The sequence below is a fragment of the Bosea sp. F3-2 genome (genome assembly GCF_008253865.1).
Taxonomy (GTDB): Bacteria; Pseudomonadota; Alphaproteobacteria; order Rhizobiales; family Beijerinckiaceae; genus Allobosea.
This window is the reverse complement of record NZ_CP042331.1, coordinates 5,215,042-5,231,927: the sequence shown is the minus strand read 5'-3', so window position 1 is coordinate 5,231,927 and position 16,886 is coordinate 5,215,042. Positions and strand designations below refer to the sequence as shown.

At 65.4% G+C, this 16,886-nt stretch carries 14 protein-coding genes and 4 pseudogenes; 1 reads left to right on the top strand and 17 read right to left on the bottom strand.

The window, feature by feature from the left end; translation table 11 throughout:
- Window positions 1-108: 108 nt before the first annotated feature.
- From purU to FQV39_RS24110, 15 genes and pseudogenes are all read right to left on the bottom strand, one after another.
- Window positions 109-855, bottom strand: coding sequence for a formyltetrahydrofolate deformylase (gene purU, locus FQV39_RS24170; RefSeq protein WP_472840661.1), 747 nt, complete (start codon window positions 853-855; stop codon window positions 109-111).
- Window positions 831-989: pseudogene (locus FQV39_RS34440) on the bottom strand (ACT domain-containing protein); the annotation flags it as partial. The pseudogene FQV39_RS34440 and the gene purU, both read right to left, overlap by 25 nt.
- Window positions 990-1,017: 28 nt before the next feature.
- Window positions 1,018-1,926, bottom strand: a complete 909-nt coding sequence (folD, locus tag FQV39_RS24165) for a bifunctional methylenetetrahydrofolate dehydrogenase/methenyltetrahydrofolate cyclohydrolase FolD (RefSeq protein WP_210251140.1) — start codon at window positions 1,924-1,926, stop codon at window positions 1,018-1,020.
- A gap of 135 nt (window positions 1,927-2,061) precedes the next feature.
- Window positions 2,062-2,886, bottom strand: coding sequence for a GntR family transcriptional regulator (locus tag FQV39_RS24160; RefSeq protein WP_187640042.1), 825 nt, complete (start codon window positions 2,884-2,886; stop codon window positions 2,062-2,064).
- 393 nt (window positions 2,887-3,279) lie between these two features.
- A complete protein-coding gene (locus FQV39_RS24155; RefSeq protein WP_248313125.1) occupies window positions 3,280-3,960 on the bottom strand; it encodes an ABC transporter permease in 681 nt (226 codons plus the stop codon).
- An 11-nt stretch (window positions 3,961-3,971) separates the two neighbouring features.
- Window positions 3,972-4,829, bottom strand: coding sequence for an ABC transporter permease (locus FQV39_RS24150; RefSeq protein ID WP_149132609.1), 858 nt, complete (start codon window positions 4,827-4,829; stop codon window positions 3,972-3,974).
- A gap of 144 nt (window positions 4,830-4,973) precedes the next feature.
- A pseudogene (locus FQV39_RS24145) lies at window positions 4,974-5,444 on the bottom strand (integrase core domain-containing protein); the annotation flags it as partial.
- 65 nt (window positions 5,445-5,509) lie between these two features.
- Window positions 5,510-5,671: pseudogene (locus FQV39_RS34435) on the bottom strand (IS3 family transposase); the annotation flags it as partial.
- A 161-nt stretch (window positions 5,672-5,832) separates the two neighbouring features.
- Complete coding sequence (locus FQV39_RS24140) at window positions 5,833-7,008, bottom strand: M24 family metallopeptidase (protein ID WP_149132608.1); 1,176 nt, start codon at window positions 7,006-7,008, stop codon at window positions 5,833-5,835.
- Complete coding sequence (locus FQV39_RS24135; RefSeq protein WP_149134013.1) at window positions 7,005-8,225, bottom strand: M20 family metallopeptidase; 1,221 nt, start codon at window positions 8,223-8,225, stop codon at window positions 7,005-7,007. Before FQV39_RS24135 ends, FQV39_RS24140 begins: the two co-directional genes overlap by 4 nt.
- 17 nt (window positions 8,226-8,242) lie before the next feature.
- Window positions 8,243-9,862: a dipeptide ABC transporter ATP-binding protein gene (locus FQV39_RS24130; protein WP_149132607.1), complete on the bottom strand. Its 1,620-nt coding sequence runs from the start codon at window positions 9,860-9,862 to the stop codon at window positions 8,243-8,245.
- Window positions 9,863-9,866: 4 nt separating this feature from the next.
- Window positions 9,867-10,691, bottom strand: a complete 825-nt coding sequence (locus tag FQV39_RS24125) for an ABC transporter permease (protein ID WP_149132606.1) — start codon at window positions 10,689-10,691, stop codon at window positions 9,867-9,869.
- Complete coding sequence (locus FQV39_RS24120) at window positions 10,684-11,631, bottom strand: ABC transporter permease (RefSeq protein ID WP_149132605.1); 948 nt, start codon at window positions 11,629-11,631, stop codon at window positions 10,684-10,686. Before FQV39_RS24120 ends, FQV39_RS24125 begins: the two co-directional genes overlap by 8 nt.
- Window positions 11,632-11,651: 20 nt before the next feature.
- Window positions 11,652-13,205, bottom strand: a complete 1,554-nt coding sequence (locus FQV39_RS24115) for an ABC transporter substrate-binding protein (RefSeq protein WP_149132604.1) — start codon at window positions 13,203-13,205, stop codon at window positions 11,652-11,654.
- Window positions 13,206-13,216: 11 nt separating this feature from the next.
- Window positions 13,217-14,503: a M20 family metallopeptidase gene (locus FQV39_RS24110; RefSeq protein ID WP_248313456.1), complete on the bottom strand. Its 1,287-nt coding sequence runs from the start codon at window positions 14,501-14,503 to the stop codon at window positions 13,217-13,219.
- 173 nt (window positions 14,504-14,676) lie between these two features.
- Here FQV39_RS24110 and FQV39_RS24105 point away from each other — a divergent pair, with 173 nt between their 5' ends.
- Entirely contained in the window at window positions 14,677-15,483 is an 807-nt protein-coding gene (locus FQV39_RS24105) for a GntR family transcriptional regulator (protein WP_248313124.1), read from the top strand.
- A gap of 136 nt (window positions 15,484-15,619) precedes the next feature.
- Here FQV39_RS24105 and FQV39_RS24100 read toward each other — a convergent pair whose 3' ends face one another.
- Together FQV39_RS24100 and FQV39_RS24090 are read right to left on the bottom strand one after the other, a co-directional pair.
- Window positions 15,620-16,315, bottom strand: a complete 696-nt coding sequence (locus FQV39_RS24100) for an aspartate/glutamate racemase family protein (RefSeq protein WP_149132603.1) — start codon at window positions 16,313-16,315, stop codon at window positions 15,620-15,622.
- Window positions 16,316-16,521: 206 nt separating this feature from the next.
- Window positions 16,522-16,713: pseudogene (locus tag FQV39_RS24090) on the bottom strand (MurR/RpiR family transcriptional regulator); the annotation flags it as partial.
- Between the last annotated feature and the right edge of the window lie 173 nt (window positions 16,714-16,886).

Below are 16,886 nucleotides of genomic sequence, written 5' to 3'. Positions count from 1 at the left end.
CCGCAAGCGAGATGGACTGTCCCCCGGGCTCTGGAGCGGTCCACCTCAAATCCCGCGAGACGCTCTCCCGGAGCGCGAGCAGGGCGGCCCGCTTCAAAGGATTGGCCGTCAGCCCATCCGTTCTGAAGCGTAGGAGCCCGGCGAAGCCGGGAATACCACCGTCTTGCCATCGTTGAGGAAGGCCCGGCGGTGGATATGGGCGTGGATGGCCCGGGCCAGCACCTGGCTCTCGACATCCCTCCCGAGGCTCACATAGTCCTCCGGACTCTGCGCATGCGTCACGCGGACGATGTCCTGTTCGATGATCGGGCCTTCGTCGAGGTCGACGGTAACGTAGTGAGACGTGGCTCCGATCAGCTTCACACCGCGCTCGAACGCCTGCTTGTAAGGGTTGCCCCCCTTGAAGCTGGGGAGGAAGGAGTGGTGGATATTGATGATCCGCCCTGACATCTTCCTGCACATTTCATCCGACAGGACCTGCATATATCGCGCCAGAACGACCAGCTCCGCGCCGGATTCGTTGATGATCTCCATCTGCCGCGCTTCCGCAGCCGCCTTGTTCTCCTTCGTGACCTTGATGCAATGGAACGGGATGTCGTGGTTCACGACGACCTTCTGATAGTCCATGTGATTGGAAATCACCGCGACGATGTCGATGGGGAGGGCGCCAATTCGCCACCTGTACAGCAGATCGTTCAGACAATGCCCGAAACGCGACACCATCAAGATGACTTTCGTCTTCTCTGCTTCGTCATGAAATTCGTACTTCATGTCGAAGGGCCGGGCGACCTCGGCGAAGCCTTCCGCGATAGCCGGAAGCTGCTTGGCTTCCTCGCTGACGAAGCTGACCCGCATGAAGAAGCGACCGGTGTCATGTCATCGAACTGAGCGCTGTCGGAGATGTTGCAGCCCATCCGGGCCAGATATCCCGCAATCGCGGCGACGATCCCTCGCGTCGATGCACAAGCAACGGTGAGAACGTATTTCATCGGAAAGACCAATCTGTTTACGGGTGTTTCAGGGCGTCAAATCCGCGTTCACGGGAATACCGAGAGATCGACAGCAGGCGTTCAGGGTGTTGGCGAGCAGGCAAGCGATGGTCATCGGGCCCACTCCGCCGGGAACGGGCGTCGCGGCTCCGGCAACTTCCGAAACCGCCGCAAAATCCACGTCTCCGACGAGGCGCGTCTTGCCTTCGCCGGCGGCGATGCGATTGATGCCGACATCAATCACCGTCGCGCCCGGCTTGACCCAATCGGCCTTGACCATTTCCGGTCTGCCGACTGCCGCGATCAGGATGTCGGCCCGTCGGCAGAGGTCCGGCAGGTTCTCGCTGCGCGAATGGGCGATCGTCACGGTGCAGTTGCTGCGCAGCAGAAGTTGCGCCATCGGCTTGCCGACGATGTTGGAGCGGCCGATCACCACCGCATGCCTGCCGGACAGATCGCCGTGGAGGTCCCGCAGCAGCATCAGGCAGCCGAGCGGCGTGCACGGAACCAGGGCTTTCTGCCCCGATGCCGTCAGCCCGACATTCAGCGGATGGAAGCCGTCGACGTCCTTGGCGGGGTCGATCGCGCCCAGGATCGCCTCTGCATCGACATGAGCAGGTAGGGGGAGCTGAACCAGAATGCCGTGGACGCGCTCATCGGCATTCAAACCCGCAATCAACGCGCGGATCTCGCCCTCGCCCGCGCTCGCCTCCAGGCGATGCTCGAACGACTGCATGCCGGCCGAAACCGTCTGCCGCGCCTTGTTGCGGACATAGACCTCGCTGGCCGGATCGTTGCCGACGAGGACGACTGCGAGGCCGGGCGTTACTCCGTACTCCTGCCTCAACCGATGCACGGCCTTTGCGACTTCGCCGCCGATCCCGGCCGCGAACGCCTTGCCGTCGATCCGATGCGCCATGGTGCGAGTAGTGAGCATGGGTCCTTCCCGTTGAGAATGTGCTGGTCAGCCGCCCCCGCGGGTGGATGATCATGCGGATCAAGGAGGGTGCCCTTGGCTGGCGGTGTGCCGGCGCGGTCGGGCAAGTCGAGGTCAAGTCGTTTGCGCTTCTGGTCAGTTCGGACCTCGCGGCGCCCTGTCCCGCCCGGCGCCGAACGGTTTCCTCGCGGTGCGGCGGGCCGTCTTGACACCCTTCATCACCACCATCTGTTCGCGCGTATCCGCCAGCGGCGCGCGATCGAGGGCCCTCGAGGTGCGGAACAGGGCGGACCGCAGGCGCCCTTTCGCGAGCGCCTCATGCATGACGGCCATCCGATCGGAAGTCTCGATGTCACGATCGGCGATAGCTTCGTACATCAGCCTGTGCTGGCGAGCGGTTTCGGCCATATGGGCGACGATATCCTCCTCGGGATGGGCCGCCTCGAATTCGGAACGCCCATCCCCGGAGAAGCAGGCGCGCGCCAACCGGTTCGTCGCCAACAGGACTTTGGTATAGAAGCCCTGGAAATAGGCGTTGTGCGCCGCATCCGCGATGCACAGATGGAACGCGACGTTGAGCTCGGAGCGTCTCAATCCATCCGACGACGCGACGCCTGCATCGAACTGCTCCATCGCGGCCTCGATCCGCTTCAGCTCGGCCTGCGTCCTGTTCTCCGCCGCAAGCCTGTGGACCATCCTGCTGGAGATCAGCAAGGCGTCGTAGAGCTTTGGAACCTCGTCGAAATCCAGGGGCGCTACGCGAGCCGAGCGGCCATCGCGGATGACCAGATCGTCGGCGATCAGCTGGATAATGGCTTCGCGCACCGGTGTACGGGAAACATTGATGCGCGCGGCGATGTCCGCCTCGTCAATCACCGAGCCAGGGCGCAGTTCGAGACAGAGAACGGCTTCCTTGATCGATTCATAGATCTTTACACTTTCGCGCGAATGCTTGGACACAAGGAAATCTCCCAGCGATGGCGGAAGAGGCGCGCGGCCTGGACAGCGGATCAATCCGCCAAAGCCCTTGGTGCAGCCTCAGCCGAACTCCGGTGACCGCAGGCCGAGCCTCGCTGTGACGTCACCTGCTCGTATTCGAGCAGCGGCGTCAGGACATGTTTTCCGAGCAGGCGCATGAGCCTGCGAAATCGTGTCGATCGTGACCATGCATAGCTGTCCGTCTGTAATCAGTGCCATCGCCGGGCACGTCGGTTCATTCCAAAGCGCGGCTGTCGAACGCTATTTAGCGACCGCCTTCCCCAGTCCGATGGCCCGCTCCACGACGAGCACGATGCCGAGCGTACCCAGGACCATGAGCGCCGAGACCGCTGCGACCAACGGGTCGGTCCAGCTTTAGACGTAGTGATAGAGTGTGACCGGCAGCAGTTTCAGCTGCGTACCCGCAATGAAAAGCGAGATGACGACCTCATCGAACGAGACGATGAAGGAGAGGGCCGCGGAGGCCACCAGCGCCGGCGTCATGAGCGGAAGCGTGATCCGCCGGAACACCTGCCATGGGCTCGCGCCGAGCGTTCCCGCCGCATCCTCCACGGAAGGCGGCAATGTGCTCAGACCGGTCATCAATACGCGCAAGGCATAGGGCAAGGTGATGACCAGATGCCCGACGATCATGCCGGGCCAGCTGCCGACCAGGCCGTAGCCAACGAAAATGACGAGGATGGCCAAGCCGAGCACAATGCTCGGCAGCAGCAGAGGAGCGGTGAACAGCGATACCAGCGCATCACGCCCCGCGAAGCTCCAGCGCGTCAGTGCCGCGGCGGCGGACGTTCCGATCAGCAGCGTGATCGCAGTCACGCAAGCCGCGAGCAGCAGGCTGTTCCAGAATGCCTCGACCATCTCAGCGTTGTTCAGCAGCGCGACGTACCACCTTGTGCTCCAGGCGGAAGGAGGCCAGGCGACATAGGCATCCGCCGAGAACGAGATCGGGAAGACGAGGATCACCGGCGCCAGCAGGAACAGCATTATCGCCGTGATGACCAGCAAATGCAGGCCGCGGGACAGATAAGCCAACATCGTCCTCCCCTCTATTCGACGATCTTGGAAAGCTGGCCGTAAAACAGCAGGGCCGCTCCGAAAACGATCAGGATGAGGATGGACAGGCAGGCGGCGAGCGGCCAGTTCAGCGTGACGATCGCCTGATCGTAGATTTCCGTGGCCAGCAGCGAGACCCGCCCTCCCCCCAGCATCTTCGGCGTGATGAAGCTGCTGACCGCCAGGACGAAGCACAGCAGGCAGCCGAGCAGGATGCCTGGCAAGCTGAGGGGCAGGACAACGCGCCGGAAGACGGTAAAGGGCCCAGCGCCGAGCGTTTGCGCGGCATGCTCCAGCGTCGTGTCGAGCTTGCCGAAGCCGGACAGCAACGAGAGGATCATGTAGGGCATCAGGATCTCGGTCATGCCGATCACCACGCCGAGCTCATTGTTCATCAGCCTCGGCGGCGCCACGTTCAATGCCCGCATCAGCGCCGGCAGGAAGCCCTGCTCCCCCAGGATGACCATCCAGCCATAGGTCCGCACGACGGCCGAAATCAGGAGCGGCGAAATGCACAGCACGATGAGGATCGCCTTGCCCCGCGGCGCGCGGCTGACAAACAGCGCGAGCGGATAGGACAGGACAAGCGTGATCAGCGCACCGATCCACACCGTTCGCCAGAGCATCGACCAATAATAGGTATCGCCCAGCAGCGAGGCCCATGTGGCCTGGCTGAAGCCCTCGCTCATGGCGCCTGTCGCGGCCGCCCCCCGGAACGACATGCCGGCGAGATTGGCAACCGGCGCCACGAAGGCAATGATGTTCACTAGGACGATCGGAAGGAGAAGGGTGGCGAGCAGCTTCCCGCTGCTCGACATGTCCTTCGCATCGGCAACCGCAGCGGCACTCATCGGGGCGCCTCCGCGGAGAAGGTCAGCGTGTCGCTTGCCTTCCATCGCAACGACACGGCGTCGCCCGGCTGGAAGGCGTTCGCCGTCGAACTCGTCGTCTTTTCGATATGCACGATGCCGTCGGCCGTTGGTGCAGGGCGATTGTTAGTGGACGGTTGGCCTCGACGCTATCGCGGGCGGCGTAGCCGGTTCGGGTTGCGCCGCCGCCTGCGCGGTCATGGTGGGGATGAAGACCTCCGGCGCGGGAGGCTTATAGCCGAGTGAGCCATGAGGGCGCAGCGTGTTGAAGTGACGCCGCCAGCTTTCGATGACGATCCTGGCTTCGGCGAGGGTATAGAAGATCTCGCCGTCGAGAAGTTCGTTGCGGAGTCTGGCGTTGAATGACCCGATGAAGCCATTTTCCCGGGGGCTGCCGGGCGCAATGTAGGCGGTCTTCGCGCCAACCGCGCCGATCCAGCCCTGCACGGCCTTCGCGACGACCTCCGGCCCGTTATCTGAGCGAATATGCTCTGGCACACCGCGCAGGATGAACAGGTCCGAGAGCACGTCGATGACAGCGATGGCCTTGAGGCGCCGGTTTGCACGGATTGCCAGGCACTCGTGGGTGAACGCGTCGGGTCCGCGACGGCGCGGCGGAGTCGGGCATTCTCGGCCTCAAGCGCCTTCATCCGCCTCACCTGATCCGTCTTCAGGCCGCCGAACTCACGGCGCCAGCGGGAATAGCTCACCTCCGTCACCCCGATCGAGCGGATCGCGTCGGCAACAGATTGCCCTTGCGAAACCACATCCACCTGTCGCAACTTCGCGACGATCGCTTCGGGCTTATCGCGCTTCTTCGGCATGGCGGTCCTCCTGGCTGCCAAAAGACATACTTCAGCTTGGACCTATTCAGCGGGGGGATCACCGACCACTGACGGCGAGCTAGTTGCGCCACAAGCGGGCTCTGTCTCTTCACCTGAAAACGGACATCCGCCTTTCGCAGCCGATTGCATGCAAAAACCTATCAACTCCTGAAATCGGGAGGTACGGAATCGTCGGGCTTCACCTTGAGGTTGGCCGCCAGCATTGTGCGCGGAGCTGACGTCAGGCTTCTTCCGCCGCCGGCTTCGACGACGACAGTCTCGCTGAAGCCCAAACCACCCGCAGACACATACATGTGGAAGACCATGCTTTCCTCCAGCCGCCAGTCGGAACTGGGCAGGAAAACGCGGGAAAAATCGCTGGGCCGCGGTGTCCGGCCGTAGAGACCCAGCGTATAGCCGGTCACGTTGTCGTAGGCCGGTCGCAGGCCCTCCGCGAGAATAGCCTCGCGCAGGATTGCATCGACGTCACGCGCCGCGGCGCCCGGCCGCATGGCAGCGAGCTGCCGATCCTGCAGGGCGACGAGGCGTTCGGCGAGCGGCGCCAACTGGCGGCGATCCTCCCCGATCAGAACCGGCCGCATCAGCCGCGCGCTGTAGTTGCGAACCTTTGGGATCAGTTCGACATGCAGGACGTCGCCATCCCGCAGCGGCTGTGCCGTCATGACGCCATGCAGGAACTCGTGGTCGCCGATGCCGGGCACGATCGGGCCGGTTTCGCCGGTGTCGGCGCCATTCTCGAGGAAGCAGGCCGCCGCGATCGCGGCGGCCGAGCGCGGCGAGAGCCCAGGGCGAGCCTGAGCGGCGATGGCCGCCATGGCCTTGTCGGCGATGCCGGCCGCCTCTGCGATCAGACAGATCTCCGCGGGCGATTTCACAGCCCTGAGCAGGTCGCTCACCAGAGGCAGATCGACGAAGCGCGCATCCGGCAGCAGCGCGCTCAGCCGGTCGCGCGCAGCGGCGGTGAAACCGTAGGAGCTGTGGTCGGCCCCGATCCAGGCCGCCGCCAGGCCGCGGCGGCGGAGCTCTTCGGCCATTACGGCATGTGGCTCGGCCGTATCGGGATAACCGACGATGTCGGAAAACCAGCAGGCGTCGCGGCAAGGACCGGCGTCGAGCTCGCGCAGCACGAACCAGGGCTCGCCCTCGCGCGGCAGGAAGGCGGCGCGGTACATCGTCTCCGAGACGGTGTAGCCGGTCAGCCAGGCGAGGAACTCGGCATGGTCGACCAGCAGCAGCTCCGCGCCGGCTTCCGCCATCGCCGCGCGGGCCTTGGCGACCCGGCGCCCGAACTCCGCGCGCGGAAAGAGCGGGCTCACGCGACTTCGCAGATATCGAGGATCGTCAGCATGTAGATGCGGACCATGTCGAGGAAGTCGCGGATCTCGACGCGTTCGTCGGGCATGGTGTTGTAGCGCCCGCCCGGTCCGCAAACGACGCCTTCCATGCCGGCCTCGGCATAGAGATGCCCGGCATCTGTGCCGAAGAAGCCAGGCGGCTTGATCGCGCCCGTCGGCTGCTTTTCGCCGCGCACCGCCTTGTAGGCGGCGTTGACGGTCTTCACAATGCGCGCGTCCTTGGCGACCTCGAAGGCCGGCATCGACTGATGCCCTTCCTTCTTCTCGATGCGGATCGAGGTCTTCAGCCCCGGGAAACGCTGTTCCAGCGCAGAGAGCTCGCGCTGCATGTCGGCGAGCGCGCCTTCCTGCGTCTGCCCGGGCGCATAGCGGCCGGAGCCCTTGAGCTTGCAGTAATCGGCGACCTGCGGAGCGCGCCATTCGTGCAGCTCCTTGCCGAGCGCGCCATGGACGACGCCGACATGGACGCGGTTGATCGATTCATGCTCCGGCGACGGCGCGCCCGAGAAGGTCATGGCGTTGAGCCGCGGGATCAGATCACAGGCCGCCATGATCGCGTCGACCGCCTGCTCACGCTTGGAGAGGTGGCGCGTATTGCCGACGAGCTCGATGACGAAGGAGAAGGCGCAGGCATGCATGGTCACGGCCTGCACGTCAGTCGGCTCGCTGTTGACGAAGTAGTCGGCGCGAATGCCATTGCGGATCGCCGCGACCGTGCCGACGCCGCCCTGCAATTCGCCCACGACATAGGTCAGGATCACGTCGCCCTTCAGCTTCACCCCGGCATCGAGCAGCGTCTTCACCGCGCAATAGGAGGCGGCGTCGCCCGCCTTCATGTTCGAGACGCCAATGCCATAGATGAACTCGTCGTCGACCACGCCGCCCCAGGGATCGACACTCCAGCCCTCGGTCGCCGGATTGGTGTCGAGATGGCCGTTGAACAGCAGGCTCCTACCCCCGCCCGTGCCTTTCCAGCGACCAATGGCATTGGCGCGGCGGCCCTCATCAAAGGCTTGCGCCTCCGCCTCGATCCCCATCGCCTTCATCTGGTCGACGACGTGGTGGACGAGCGCCTTCTCACCTTCGGTCTCCGAATAGCTCTTGTGCTTCACCCAGTCGGAGAGCAGCGCGAGGCAGGCCTTTTCGTCGAGCGAATGGATCAGGTCGCGGGGGTTCATCGTCATGGCCTCTGATGTCAGGCGGCGGCCGTGGCCGGAGCGGGCACGGCTTCGAGCAGCGATTGGGTGTAGGGATGGAGCGGACCGGTCGAGAGCGCGGCGACATCGACGAGATCGACGAGGTCGCCGCGATACATCACCGCGATCCGGTGGGCGATCTGGCGCACCAGATTGAGATCATGAGTGATGAAGAGATAGGCCGTGCCGAAGCGCTTCTGGAGATCGACCAGCAATTCAACCACGGAAGCTTGGACGGATACGTCGAGCGCCGAGGTGATCTCGTCGCAGATCACGAGCTTCGGCTTCGAGGCGAAGGCACGCGCAATGGCGACGCGCTGCTTCTCGCCGCCGGAAAGCTGGTGCGGGTAGCGCTCGGCATAGGCCGCCGGTAGCCTGACCTGCTCCAGCAATTCGCCGATCCTCGCACCGTCCCGCCGGGCGCCCGGCTCGCCATAGAGTGCGAGCGGGCGCGACAGGATCTCGCGGATGCGCTGGCGCGGATTGAGCGAGGAATCCGGATGCTGGAAGATGATCTGGACGTCGCGGCGATAGGCCCGGTCCATATCGGAGAGACCGGTGATGCGGCGCCCGGCGAAGCGGATTTCGCCCTCGAAGCGGTTCAGACCGGTCATCGCCTTGGCGAGCGTCGACTTGCCCGAGCCGGATTCGCCGACGATGCCGAGGATCTCGCCGGGCATTACTGACAGGCTGACTTCGCGATTGCCGGTGAATTGCGTGTTGACCCGGCCGAGCAGGCTACCGAGGAAGGGCTTACGGCCATAGAGCACGCTGACCTTCTCGACCTCGACCAGTGGCTTCTCGGCTTCAGGCGCGCTCGTCTCGACCAGCCGGTGGTCCGGCCGCGGCACGGCCGCCAGGAGCTTGCGCGTATAGTCGTCCTGCGGCCGAGCAAAGACCTCGCCGACGTCTCCCTGCTCGACGATCTTGCCGCGATGGATCACCGCGACCCTGGTGGCGATCTGCGAGACCAGCGCGAGGTCGTGCGAGATATAGAGCGAGGCGACGCCGGTCTCCTCCTGCAAGGCCTTGAACAGGTCGAGGATCTGGCGGGCGGTGATGACGTCGAGCGCCGTCGTCGGCTCGTCGAAGATGATGCATTCCGGCTGGCAGGCGAAGGCGGTGGCGATGACGACGCGCTGCTTCTCGCCGCCGGAGGCCTCATGTGGATAGCGCCGCATCATCTGCTGCGGCACCTTCAGCCCAACATGGGCAAGCCGCTCCTCGCCTTCGGTCCAGGCCTGCCGGTGCGTCAGGCCGCGATGGCGCACCAGCACCTCGGCGAGCTGCTCGCCGAGAGGTAGCGTCGGATTGAGCGAGGTGCTCGGGTCCTGGAAGACCATGCCGATGCGCTTGCCGCGGATCGCCTCGATCTCGGCTTCAGATGCCTTGAGCAGGTCCTGCCCGGTCAGCCGGATGCTGCCCGTCTCGCGGACTGTTGCGGGCAGGTAGCGCATGATCGCCCAGGCGAGAGAGGTCTTGCCCGAGCCGGACTCGCCGACGAGGCCCAGCACCTCGCCTTTGGCGATCTGGAGGCTCACATCGTCGAGGGCGCGGATGAAGCCGGTCGGCGTCGCGTAGTCGAGTCCATAGCCGGCAATATCGAGGATCGTGCTCATCGCCTCAGGTCCTCGGGTTCAGCGCGTCGCGCAGGCCGTCGCCGAGCAGGTTGAAGCCGATCGCGACCAGCGCGACGGCCAGGCTCGGCCACAGGATCATCCAGGCGCTCAGATGCATGAAGCGGCGCGCCTCCGAGACCATCAGCCCCCATTCGGAAGCCGGAGGCTGGGCTCCCAGTCCGAGGAAGGAGAGCGTCGCGAACAACATCACCGCGAAGGCGACGCGGATCGTCATCTCGACGATGATCGGCGCCACCACATTCGGCAGCATCTCGCGTCCGACGATAAAGCCGGCGCTTTCGCCGCGCGCGATCGCGGCGTTGACATAGTCCTGCTTGCGCACGGCGAGTGCGACCGAGCGCGTGACCCGCGCCATGCCCGGCGCGAAGGCGAGCGCGATAGCGAGCAACGCGTTGACGCTGCTCTTGCCGAGCAGGTTCACGATCAGCAGCGCCAGCAGCAAGCTCGGGATCGACATGATCGCGTCGACTGTGCGCATGATCGCCTCGTCGCTACGCCCGCCGAGGAAGGCCGAGACGGTGCCGATGACGGCGCCGACGAGCGTGCCCAGCGCCGTCGCCAACACGGCCATGACGACGGTAGCGCGCGCGCCGTGCAGCAGCCGGCTCAGGATGTCGCGGCCGTATTGGTCGGTGCCGAGCCAGAACTGGACACTCGGAGGTTTGTAGCGCATCAGCGGCGCCATCTTCTCGGGGTCGTAGGGGGCAAACCACGGGCCGACGATCACGACGAGCAGGATCAGCCCGACGATCACGAGGCCGAGCGCGCCCTGCGGCGAGCGCAGCATCCGCTTGAGGATCTCAATCATACTGGATCCTCCGGTCGAGCCAGGCATAGGCGATGTCGGCGAGGAAATTGGCGACGGCATAGGTCGTCGCCATGATCAGCGCGCCGGCCTGGATCGAGGGCAGATCGCGCGCCTGGATCGCGACGATCAGTTGGCGCCCGATCCCTGGCAGGGCGAAGATCTCCTCGACCACGATGACGCCGCCGAGCAGATAGCCGACATCGAGCGCGACGATGGTGATGGTCGGCAGCAAAGCATTGCGCAGGGCGTGCTTGAACAGCACCCGTCGCTTCGACAGGCCCTTGAGCCGCGCCGCGCGGATATAGTCGGAGTGCAGCACGTCGACGAGCTCCGACCGCACCATGCGCGAGACATGGGCGATCAGGATCAGCGAAACCGTCAGCACCGGCAGAGTAAGGTGCCGCAAGCTCCGCAACGGATCTTCGGCCAGCGGCACATAGCCCGTCGCCGGCAGCCATTGCAGCCAGTCTGCCAGCACCAGCACGACGAGCGTCGCCGTGACGAATTCCGGCAGCGAGACGCCGATATAGGAGAGGAAGCTGACGCCGAGATCGGCCGCCCTGCCGCGGCGCACTGCCGCGACGATGCCGAGCGGGATCGCGACCGCCAGCATCAGCAGGATCGCGAACAGGGCGAGCAGGAGCGAGCGGCCGAGCGCCTCGATCATCGCCGGCGCGACCGGCTGGCCGGTCCGCATCGAGACGCCGAAATCGCCGCGGACCACACCGCCGAGCCAATGCAGATACTGCATCCAGATGGGGTCGTTCAGCCCCATCTTCACGCGCAGCGCCGCCAACGCATCCGGCGTCGCGTTCTCGCCCAGCATCATGACGGCGGCGTCCGCCGGCAGGATCTGGGTGATCGCGAAGACGATCAGCGACACGACGAAGAGCGTGTAGCCGATCAGCAGGATCCGCTTGATGATATAGGCCGGCGACACGCCCACTGCCCCGCTTGCGCTCAGCCGCGCTTCGGCGCGTTGGCGCCGAGCGAGACGAAATCGAGCCGGAAGACCGCGCCGCGCGGATGCAGCTCATAGCCCTGGACCCATTCGCGCTGCGCGCCGAGCAGATCGAAGAAGGCCGGGATGATCGAGGGAACCTCGGTGTACATCAGCTTCTGCGCCTCGGCGTAGAGCGCCCGGCGCTTGGCCTCGTCGACCGTGGCACGGGCCTCGAAGACGAGCTTGTCGAAGGCGGCGTTGTTCCAGCGCGTCTCGTTCCAGGCGGCGTTCGACGTGTAGAGCAGCGAGAAGATGGCGTCGGCCGTCGCCTGCATGTTGTAGAAGCCGACATAGAACGAGCCCTTCTTCCAGACCTGGTCGAGATAGGTCGCATGCGGCATGGTCTCGACCTTGATGTCGAAGCCGGCGGGCTTGGCCATCTCGCGCAGAGCCACGGCGAGCTGCGTGCGCTGGCCCGGCCGGTCGGAAGCGATCAGCGTCGCCTCGAGCCCCTTGGGATAGCCGGCTTCGGCGAGCAGCGCCTTGGCCTTGGCGATGTCGGCCTTCTTGGCCGGCAGGTCTGCGTAGAAGCGATAGGCCGGGTTGAGCGCCGTATCGTTGCCGGGTGAGCCGAAGCCCTCGGTGACGAAATCGACCATGGCCGCACGATCCACGGTGAGCGCCAGCGCCTGGCGCACGCGCACGTCATTGAACGGCTTCTGGTCGCAGCCGAAATTGACGTTGCAGAACTGGCCCGAGGGCACGCGCAGCGCCTTGACCCCGCTTGCCTTCTGCAGCCGGCCGAACTCGGTCGGCGGAGTCGTGCTGATGAGATCGGTGTCGCCCGCGATCAGCGCGGACACCTCGGCACTCACATCCGGAAAGACGACGACCTCGATCTTGTCGAGATAGGGCCGTGCCTTGTCGTAATAGGCATCGTTGCGGGCGACGACGATCTGCCGCTCCGGCTCGAAGGAGACGAGCTTGAACGGGCCGGTCCCGATCGCCTGGCGGTCGAGCTTCTCCAGCCCGCCCTTGATCACGGCCGCCGGCACGATCTTGGCGTTGGTATAAGCCAGCGTCACCGGCAGGTCGGCAAACGGCGCCGAGAGCGTGAAGACGACGGTCGTATCGTCCTTCGCCGCGACCTTGGCGATCGGGCCGACGTTCTGACGCGCCGGCGAGGCGGTCTTGGCGTCGAGGATGGCTTCGAAGGTCGCGACCACGTCGGGGGCGGTGCAGGGCGAGCCGTCATGGAAGGTCAGGCCCTTGCGCAGGGCGAAGGTCCACTCGGTCAGGTCGGCGGAGTTCGTCCAGGACTCGGCGAGATCGGGCTCGGCGCTCATGTCGACCTTGAGCCGCGTCAGGCCGGAATAGAGCAATTCGGCGACGAGATATTCCGGGTTCACCCGAGTGACGAGCGGATTGAGCTTGGCGACGGCCTGGTCGACGCTGACGCGCAGCGTGCCGCCGCGTCGCGGCGTCTGCGCGAACGCCGGCAGGCCCGACACGGCGAGACAGCCGAGAGCGGCGGAGGCGGCGAGGAAATCGCGACGATGGATGCTCGGCATGGGACGCTCCTTCAGCTCTGTTTCGAGGGTAGATCAGGGTTCAGATCGGGCCTGAAATCGGCCGCGAGATAGGCGAGCACCGCCTGCGCGAGCGAGATGATGTCCGGGATGGTCGTGTATTCGCCGGGGGCGTGGACGTTCCGGTCGGGGCGGCCGAGGCCTCCGAGGAGAACCTCCTGCCGGCCGGTCGCGCGCTGGACCCAGCCGAAATCGGAGCAGCTCGCCGCGCCCCATTTTCGGAACGCCTCCGGTGCATAGCCGAAACCTGCACACATGGCGGCCTGCCAGCGCGGCCAATGCGGTCCGCCAGGGTCCGCGGTCGGCATGAGATGGCCGACCAGCACCGTCTCGACGGACAGGCCCGGCACAGTCGCGATGCTGCGGCGGATCACGTCTTCGATCTCTGCCAGCGCATCCTCGAAGCGCTCCTCGGGGGCGTAGCGCCGGTTGAGCGTCAGCTCCAGCAGGGCTGGAACCTGACCGCCGGCGGTCCCGCCCCGGATCGCGGCCAGATTGAGCTGGGCAGTAAGTGGCGGCTTGTCCGGCGGCGGCGGCAGGGTCGAAACCCGGGTTGCGATCCGCGCCTTCAGGACCGTCAGCGCATTGAGCAGCGGCAGCGCGCCCTCGATCGCATTGAGGCCGCCGCCCTTTCGATTGCCCTCGCCGGCATGGACGGTCTGGCCATGGATGCGGACGAGCACGTTGAACAGCCCGAAGCAGCCGGCCCAAATGCGCGCCTCGGCGCTGCCATTGAAATTGAGGACGTGGGCCGGCACCAGATCCTGCTCGGCGAGATAGCGGATACCGGGATATAGGCCGCCTTCTTCATCCGTGCAGAACAGCAGCACCGGATCGTAAGCCAGCTCGACCCCACAGGCATCCGCCGCCCGCAGGGCCAGCAGGATCGCGGCGATGCAGCCCTTCATGTCGGCAGCGCCCAGGCCGATCAGCCGGTCGCCGTCGCGTTCCATCCGCAGCGGATCCGTTTCCCAGCCGGGCGCGGCGGGGACAGTGTCGACGTGAAAATAGAGGCCGCAGGCCGGCCGACCGCTCGAACGGCTGGCGATCAGGTTCGCGCGCGGGCCGGATGCGGGGCCGTGCGGAACGCGCCAGAGCGTTTCGGGGACTGCCACACGTTCGGTTGCGAAGCCGAGCGGAGCGACAAGCTCCTCCATCAGCGTCGCGAAATCGTCATAGCCGAGGCCGGGCGGGAAGGAGGTATCGACCGCGATCATCCGGCCGAGTTCGGCTGCCGCCTCGTCGGCATGTGCACCAATCCAGCCAGTCGCGCGCGCCATCGCGGCGGCATTCCGTTGCAAAGTGGGAATCCTGGACATCGTCAGCCGCGCGAGGCCGCGCTTGTCCGGCGCCGGCACGATCTGCGATGGAGCCATTCAACGGCCGCAGTTGGCAGAACCATTTGCGGACCTCCCTCTTTTATATAAACTATATAGAAATAGGACCGAACCGTATGCCCCCTGTCAATGCCAAAAAAGTGACGAGCGCTGCCGCCGGAACAGGCAATGGCATGGCAGCGCCGGTCCTGCCGAATTTCGGCGCCGGCGAAGCGGCCCCCCTCTACGAACGCGTTAAGCGCCACATGTCGGAAGCCATACTCGTCGGCGAATGGCCGCCCGGCATGGTGCTGCCCAACGAAACCGTGCTGGCCCAAGGTTTCGGCATCGCCGTCGGTACCGTCCGCCGAGCGATGAGCGATCTGGTGGCGGAAGGGTTGCTCTCGCGCCGCCGCAAGACCGGTACGGTGGTGACCGGTCGCACACCGCATCACTCGCTACGCTTCTTCTTTCAGTATTTTCGCCTGCACCGCGCCGATGGCAGCCTGGTGAGGTCCACCAGCCAATTCTTGAACATCGCCGCGCGGCCCGCCACGGCCGAAGAGGCAGAGCGCCTGCAGATCGCGACGGGCGGCATCGTCGCCATTCACCGCATCCGGCACGCCGATGGGCGGCCGGTGATGCACGACAAGCTGCTGCTGGCAGAAGAGCGTGTGCCCGGACTTCCCCGAGACACGGAGATGCTCCCCGCCCTTCTCTACCTGTACCTGCTGGAGCAGTTCGGCATCCGCATTTCGGCCGTCCGCGAGCAGATCACCGCCGATCTCGCCAGCGACGAGGACATCGCGCTGCTTGGGCTCAACGGCCGCGAAGCCGTCCTGACCATCGACGAGGTCGCCTATGATCAGGCCGGCGTTCCCACGATCCTCGGATGGCACCGCGCGACGACGGCCGCACACACCTACGTCAACGAGGTTAGGTAGATCGCGCCGGACATTGGGTGCCGGCCCAAAAGCGGCCGATTCAGGCCCCCTGCGGATCGCCTTCCCCAGACTCATCAGGCTCGAAAGGTCTAATTGTTGTTTGACGGAGCACATCAGCTCAAGGGTGATGGCCGGCTTACTTCGCGGCTGTCGCTACCGTCCTCCGCATTTCATGCTGCGCACTCGGGATCTGCTCCAGCAAGGATGTGATCGCACAAGGGATTGGCGCGATCACGGGGGTAGAGAACCGTGCCTCCAGAGCCCCGGCCGCCTCGGCGAGCGGCCCACCTCCGATGATGACGGCCTGAGCCTCGTCGGCCGAAATGCAGGCCTCGACCATCTCGCCGAGAGCCTGTGTCAGCGCCGCCTTGTCGCCGGCCAGAGCGGTCGGGTCGCCCGCCGTGCAACGGATTCCGGTCAGCAGGCCAGCGAGGCCCAGCGCCCCCGCCCGCGCCGCGATGGCGTCGACCAGGAGCGGCGTCGTGGTCGCCACGCCGAACGGCCGCCCGCCCTGCGCCGCCACCCGCATCGAGGCCTCACAGATGCCGACGACCGGGATGTCGACCTGGCGCCGCAGGTCGTCGAGGCCGGGATCGCCAAAGGCACTGACGACAATGCCGACGCAATCGGCTGCGTGCCGCCTGCCGATCTCGACGACCTCCCCGGCCGCGGCGAGCAGGTCGTCCTCCGTCACAATCATGGGCGGGCTGTGCTCGGCCGTGGCGACTGCCACAGCCAACGCGCTCTTCGCTGCCCTCTGCGCGATGGCTCGCATCATCCCACTGGTCGACTGCGAACTGTTCGGATTGATCAACAGGATATGCCGGGTCACGCCCTCGCTGCCTTCGCTGGTTCGGGAAGGGGTTCGGCCGGGGGCGCGATGTCGACCTCGGCCGGCTGGGTGATGTCCTCCATCGAGCGGCCATAGTCTCCGGACCCATCTGGATGCAGACCACGAAGACCGCATACATCGCCGCGGCGAGCGCGAAGACGCCAACCATGCCGTGTTTGTCGGCGGGCCTCCTCATAGCTCTCCTAGTCCAGCCGCTGGACGAAGCGGGAGACCGTCGCCTTCGAAACATGGGCCAGGGCCGCCAGTTCCTGGGCCGAATAGGTCGCGACCTCTCCGGGGAAGTCGCAGACGAATTCGCCGAGGCGCCGCTCGGCCGGGGAGAGCTCGGGCAGGATGCTGCGCACGCGGCTCAGAAACGACTTTTCCTTGGAGTTCATCACCGAGGCCGCAGGAATGGAGGTAAAGCAACCTCTTCCGTCATGAACATCTTTGCAAGCCGTGGCCGGCGAACGAGCAGATCGTCGTTCCGCCGCATCGCCTTTCCCTCAACAACGATCGGCGCCCGCGAAAAGACCGGCAGGCGCCACAAGCCGGCAATGAGTCATCGCTC

Excerpts from the sequence above, each read along its gene's own strand:
- FQV39_RS24105 (WP_248313124.1), top strand. The coding sequence starts at position 14,677 with ATGCCCCCTGTCAATGCCAAAAAAGTGACGAGCGCTGCCGCCGGAACA.
- FQV39_RS24130 (WP_149132607.1), bottom strand. The coding sequence starts at position 9,862 with ATGAGCACGATCCTCGATATTGCCGGCTATGGACTCGACTACGCGACG.
- FQV39_RS24135 (WP_149134013.1), bottom strand. The coding sequence starts at position 8,225 with ATGAACCCCCGCGACCTGATCCATTCGCTCGACGAAAAGGCCTGCCTC.
- FQV39_RS24150 (WP_149132609.1), bottom strand. The coding sequence starts at position 4,829 with ATGAGTGCCGCTGCGGTTGCCGATGCGAAGGACATGTCGAGCAGCGGG.
- folD (WP_210251140.1), bottom strand. The coding sequence starts at position 1,926 with ATGCTCACTACTCGCACCATGGCGCATCGGATCGACGGCAAGGCGTTC.
- purU (WP_472840661.1), bottom strand. The coding sequence starts at position 855 with ATGCGGGTCAGCTTCGTCAGCGAGGAAGCCAAGCAGCTTCCGGCTATC.
- FQV39_RS24110 (WP_248313456.1), bottom strand. The coding sequence starts at position 14,503 with ATGGCGCGCGCGACTGGCTGGATTGGTGCACATGCCGACGAGGCGGCA.
- FQV39_RS24155 (WP_248313125.1), bottom strand. The coding sequence starts at position 3,960 with ATGTTGGCTTATCTGTCCCGCGGCCTGCATTTGCTGGTCATCACGGCG.
- FQV39_RS24115 (WP_149132604.1), bottom strand. The coding sequence starts at position 13,205 with ATGCCGAGCATCCATCGTCGCGATTTCCTCGCCGCCTCCGCCGCTCTC.
- FQV39_RS24125 (WP_149132606.1), bottom strand. The coding sequence starts at position 10,691 with ATGATTGAGATCCTCAAGCGGATGCTGCGCTCGCCGCAGGGCGCGCTC.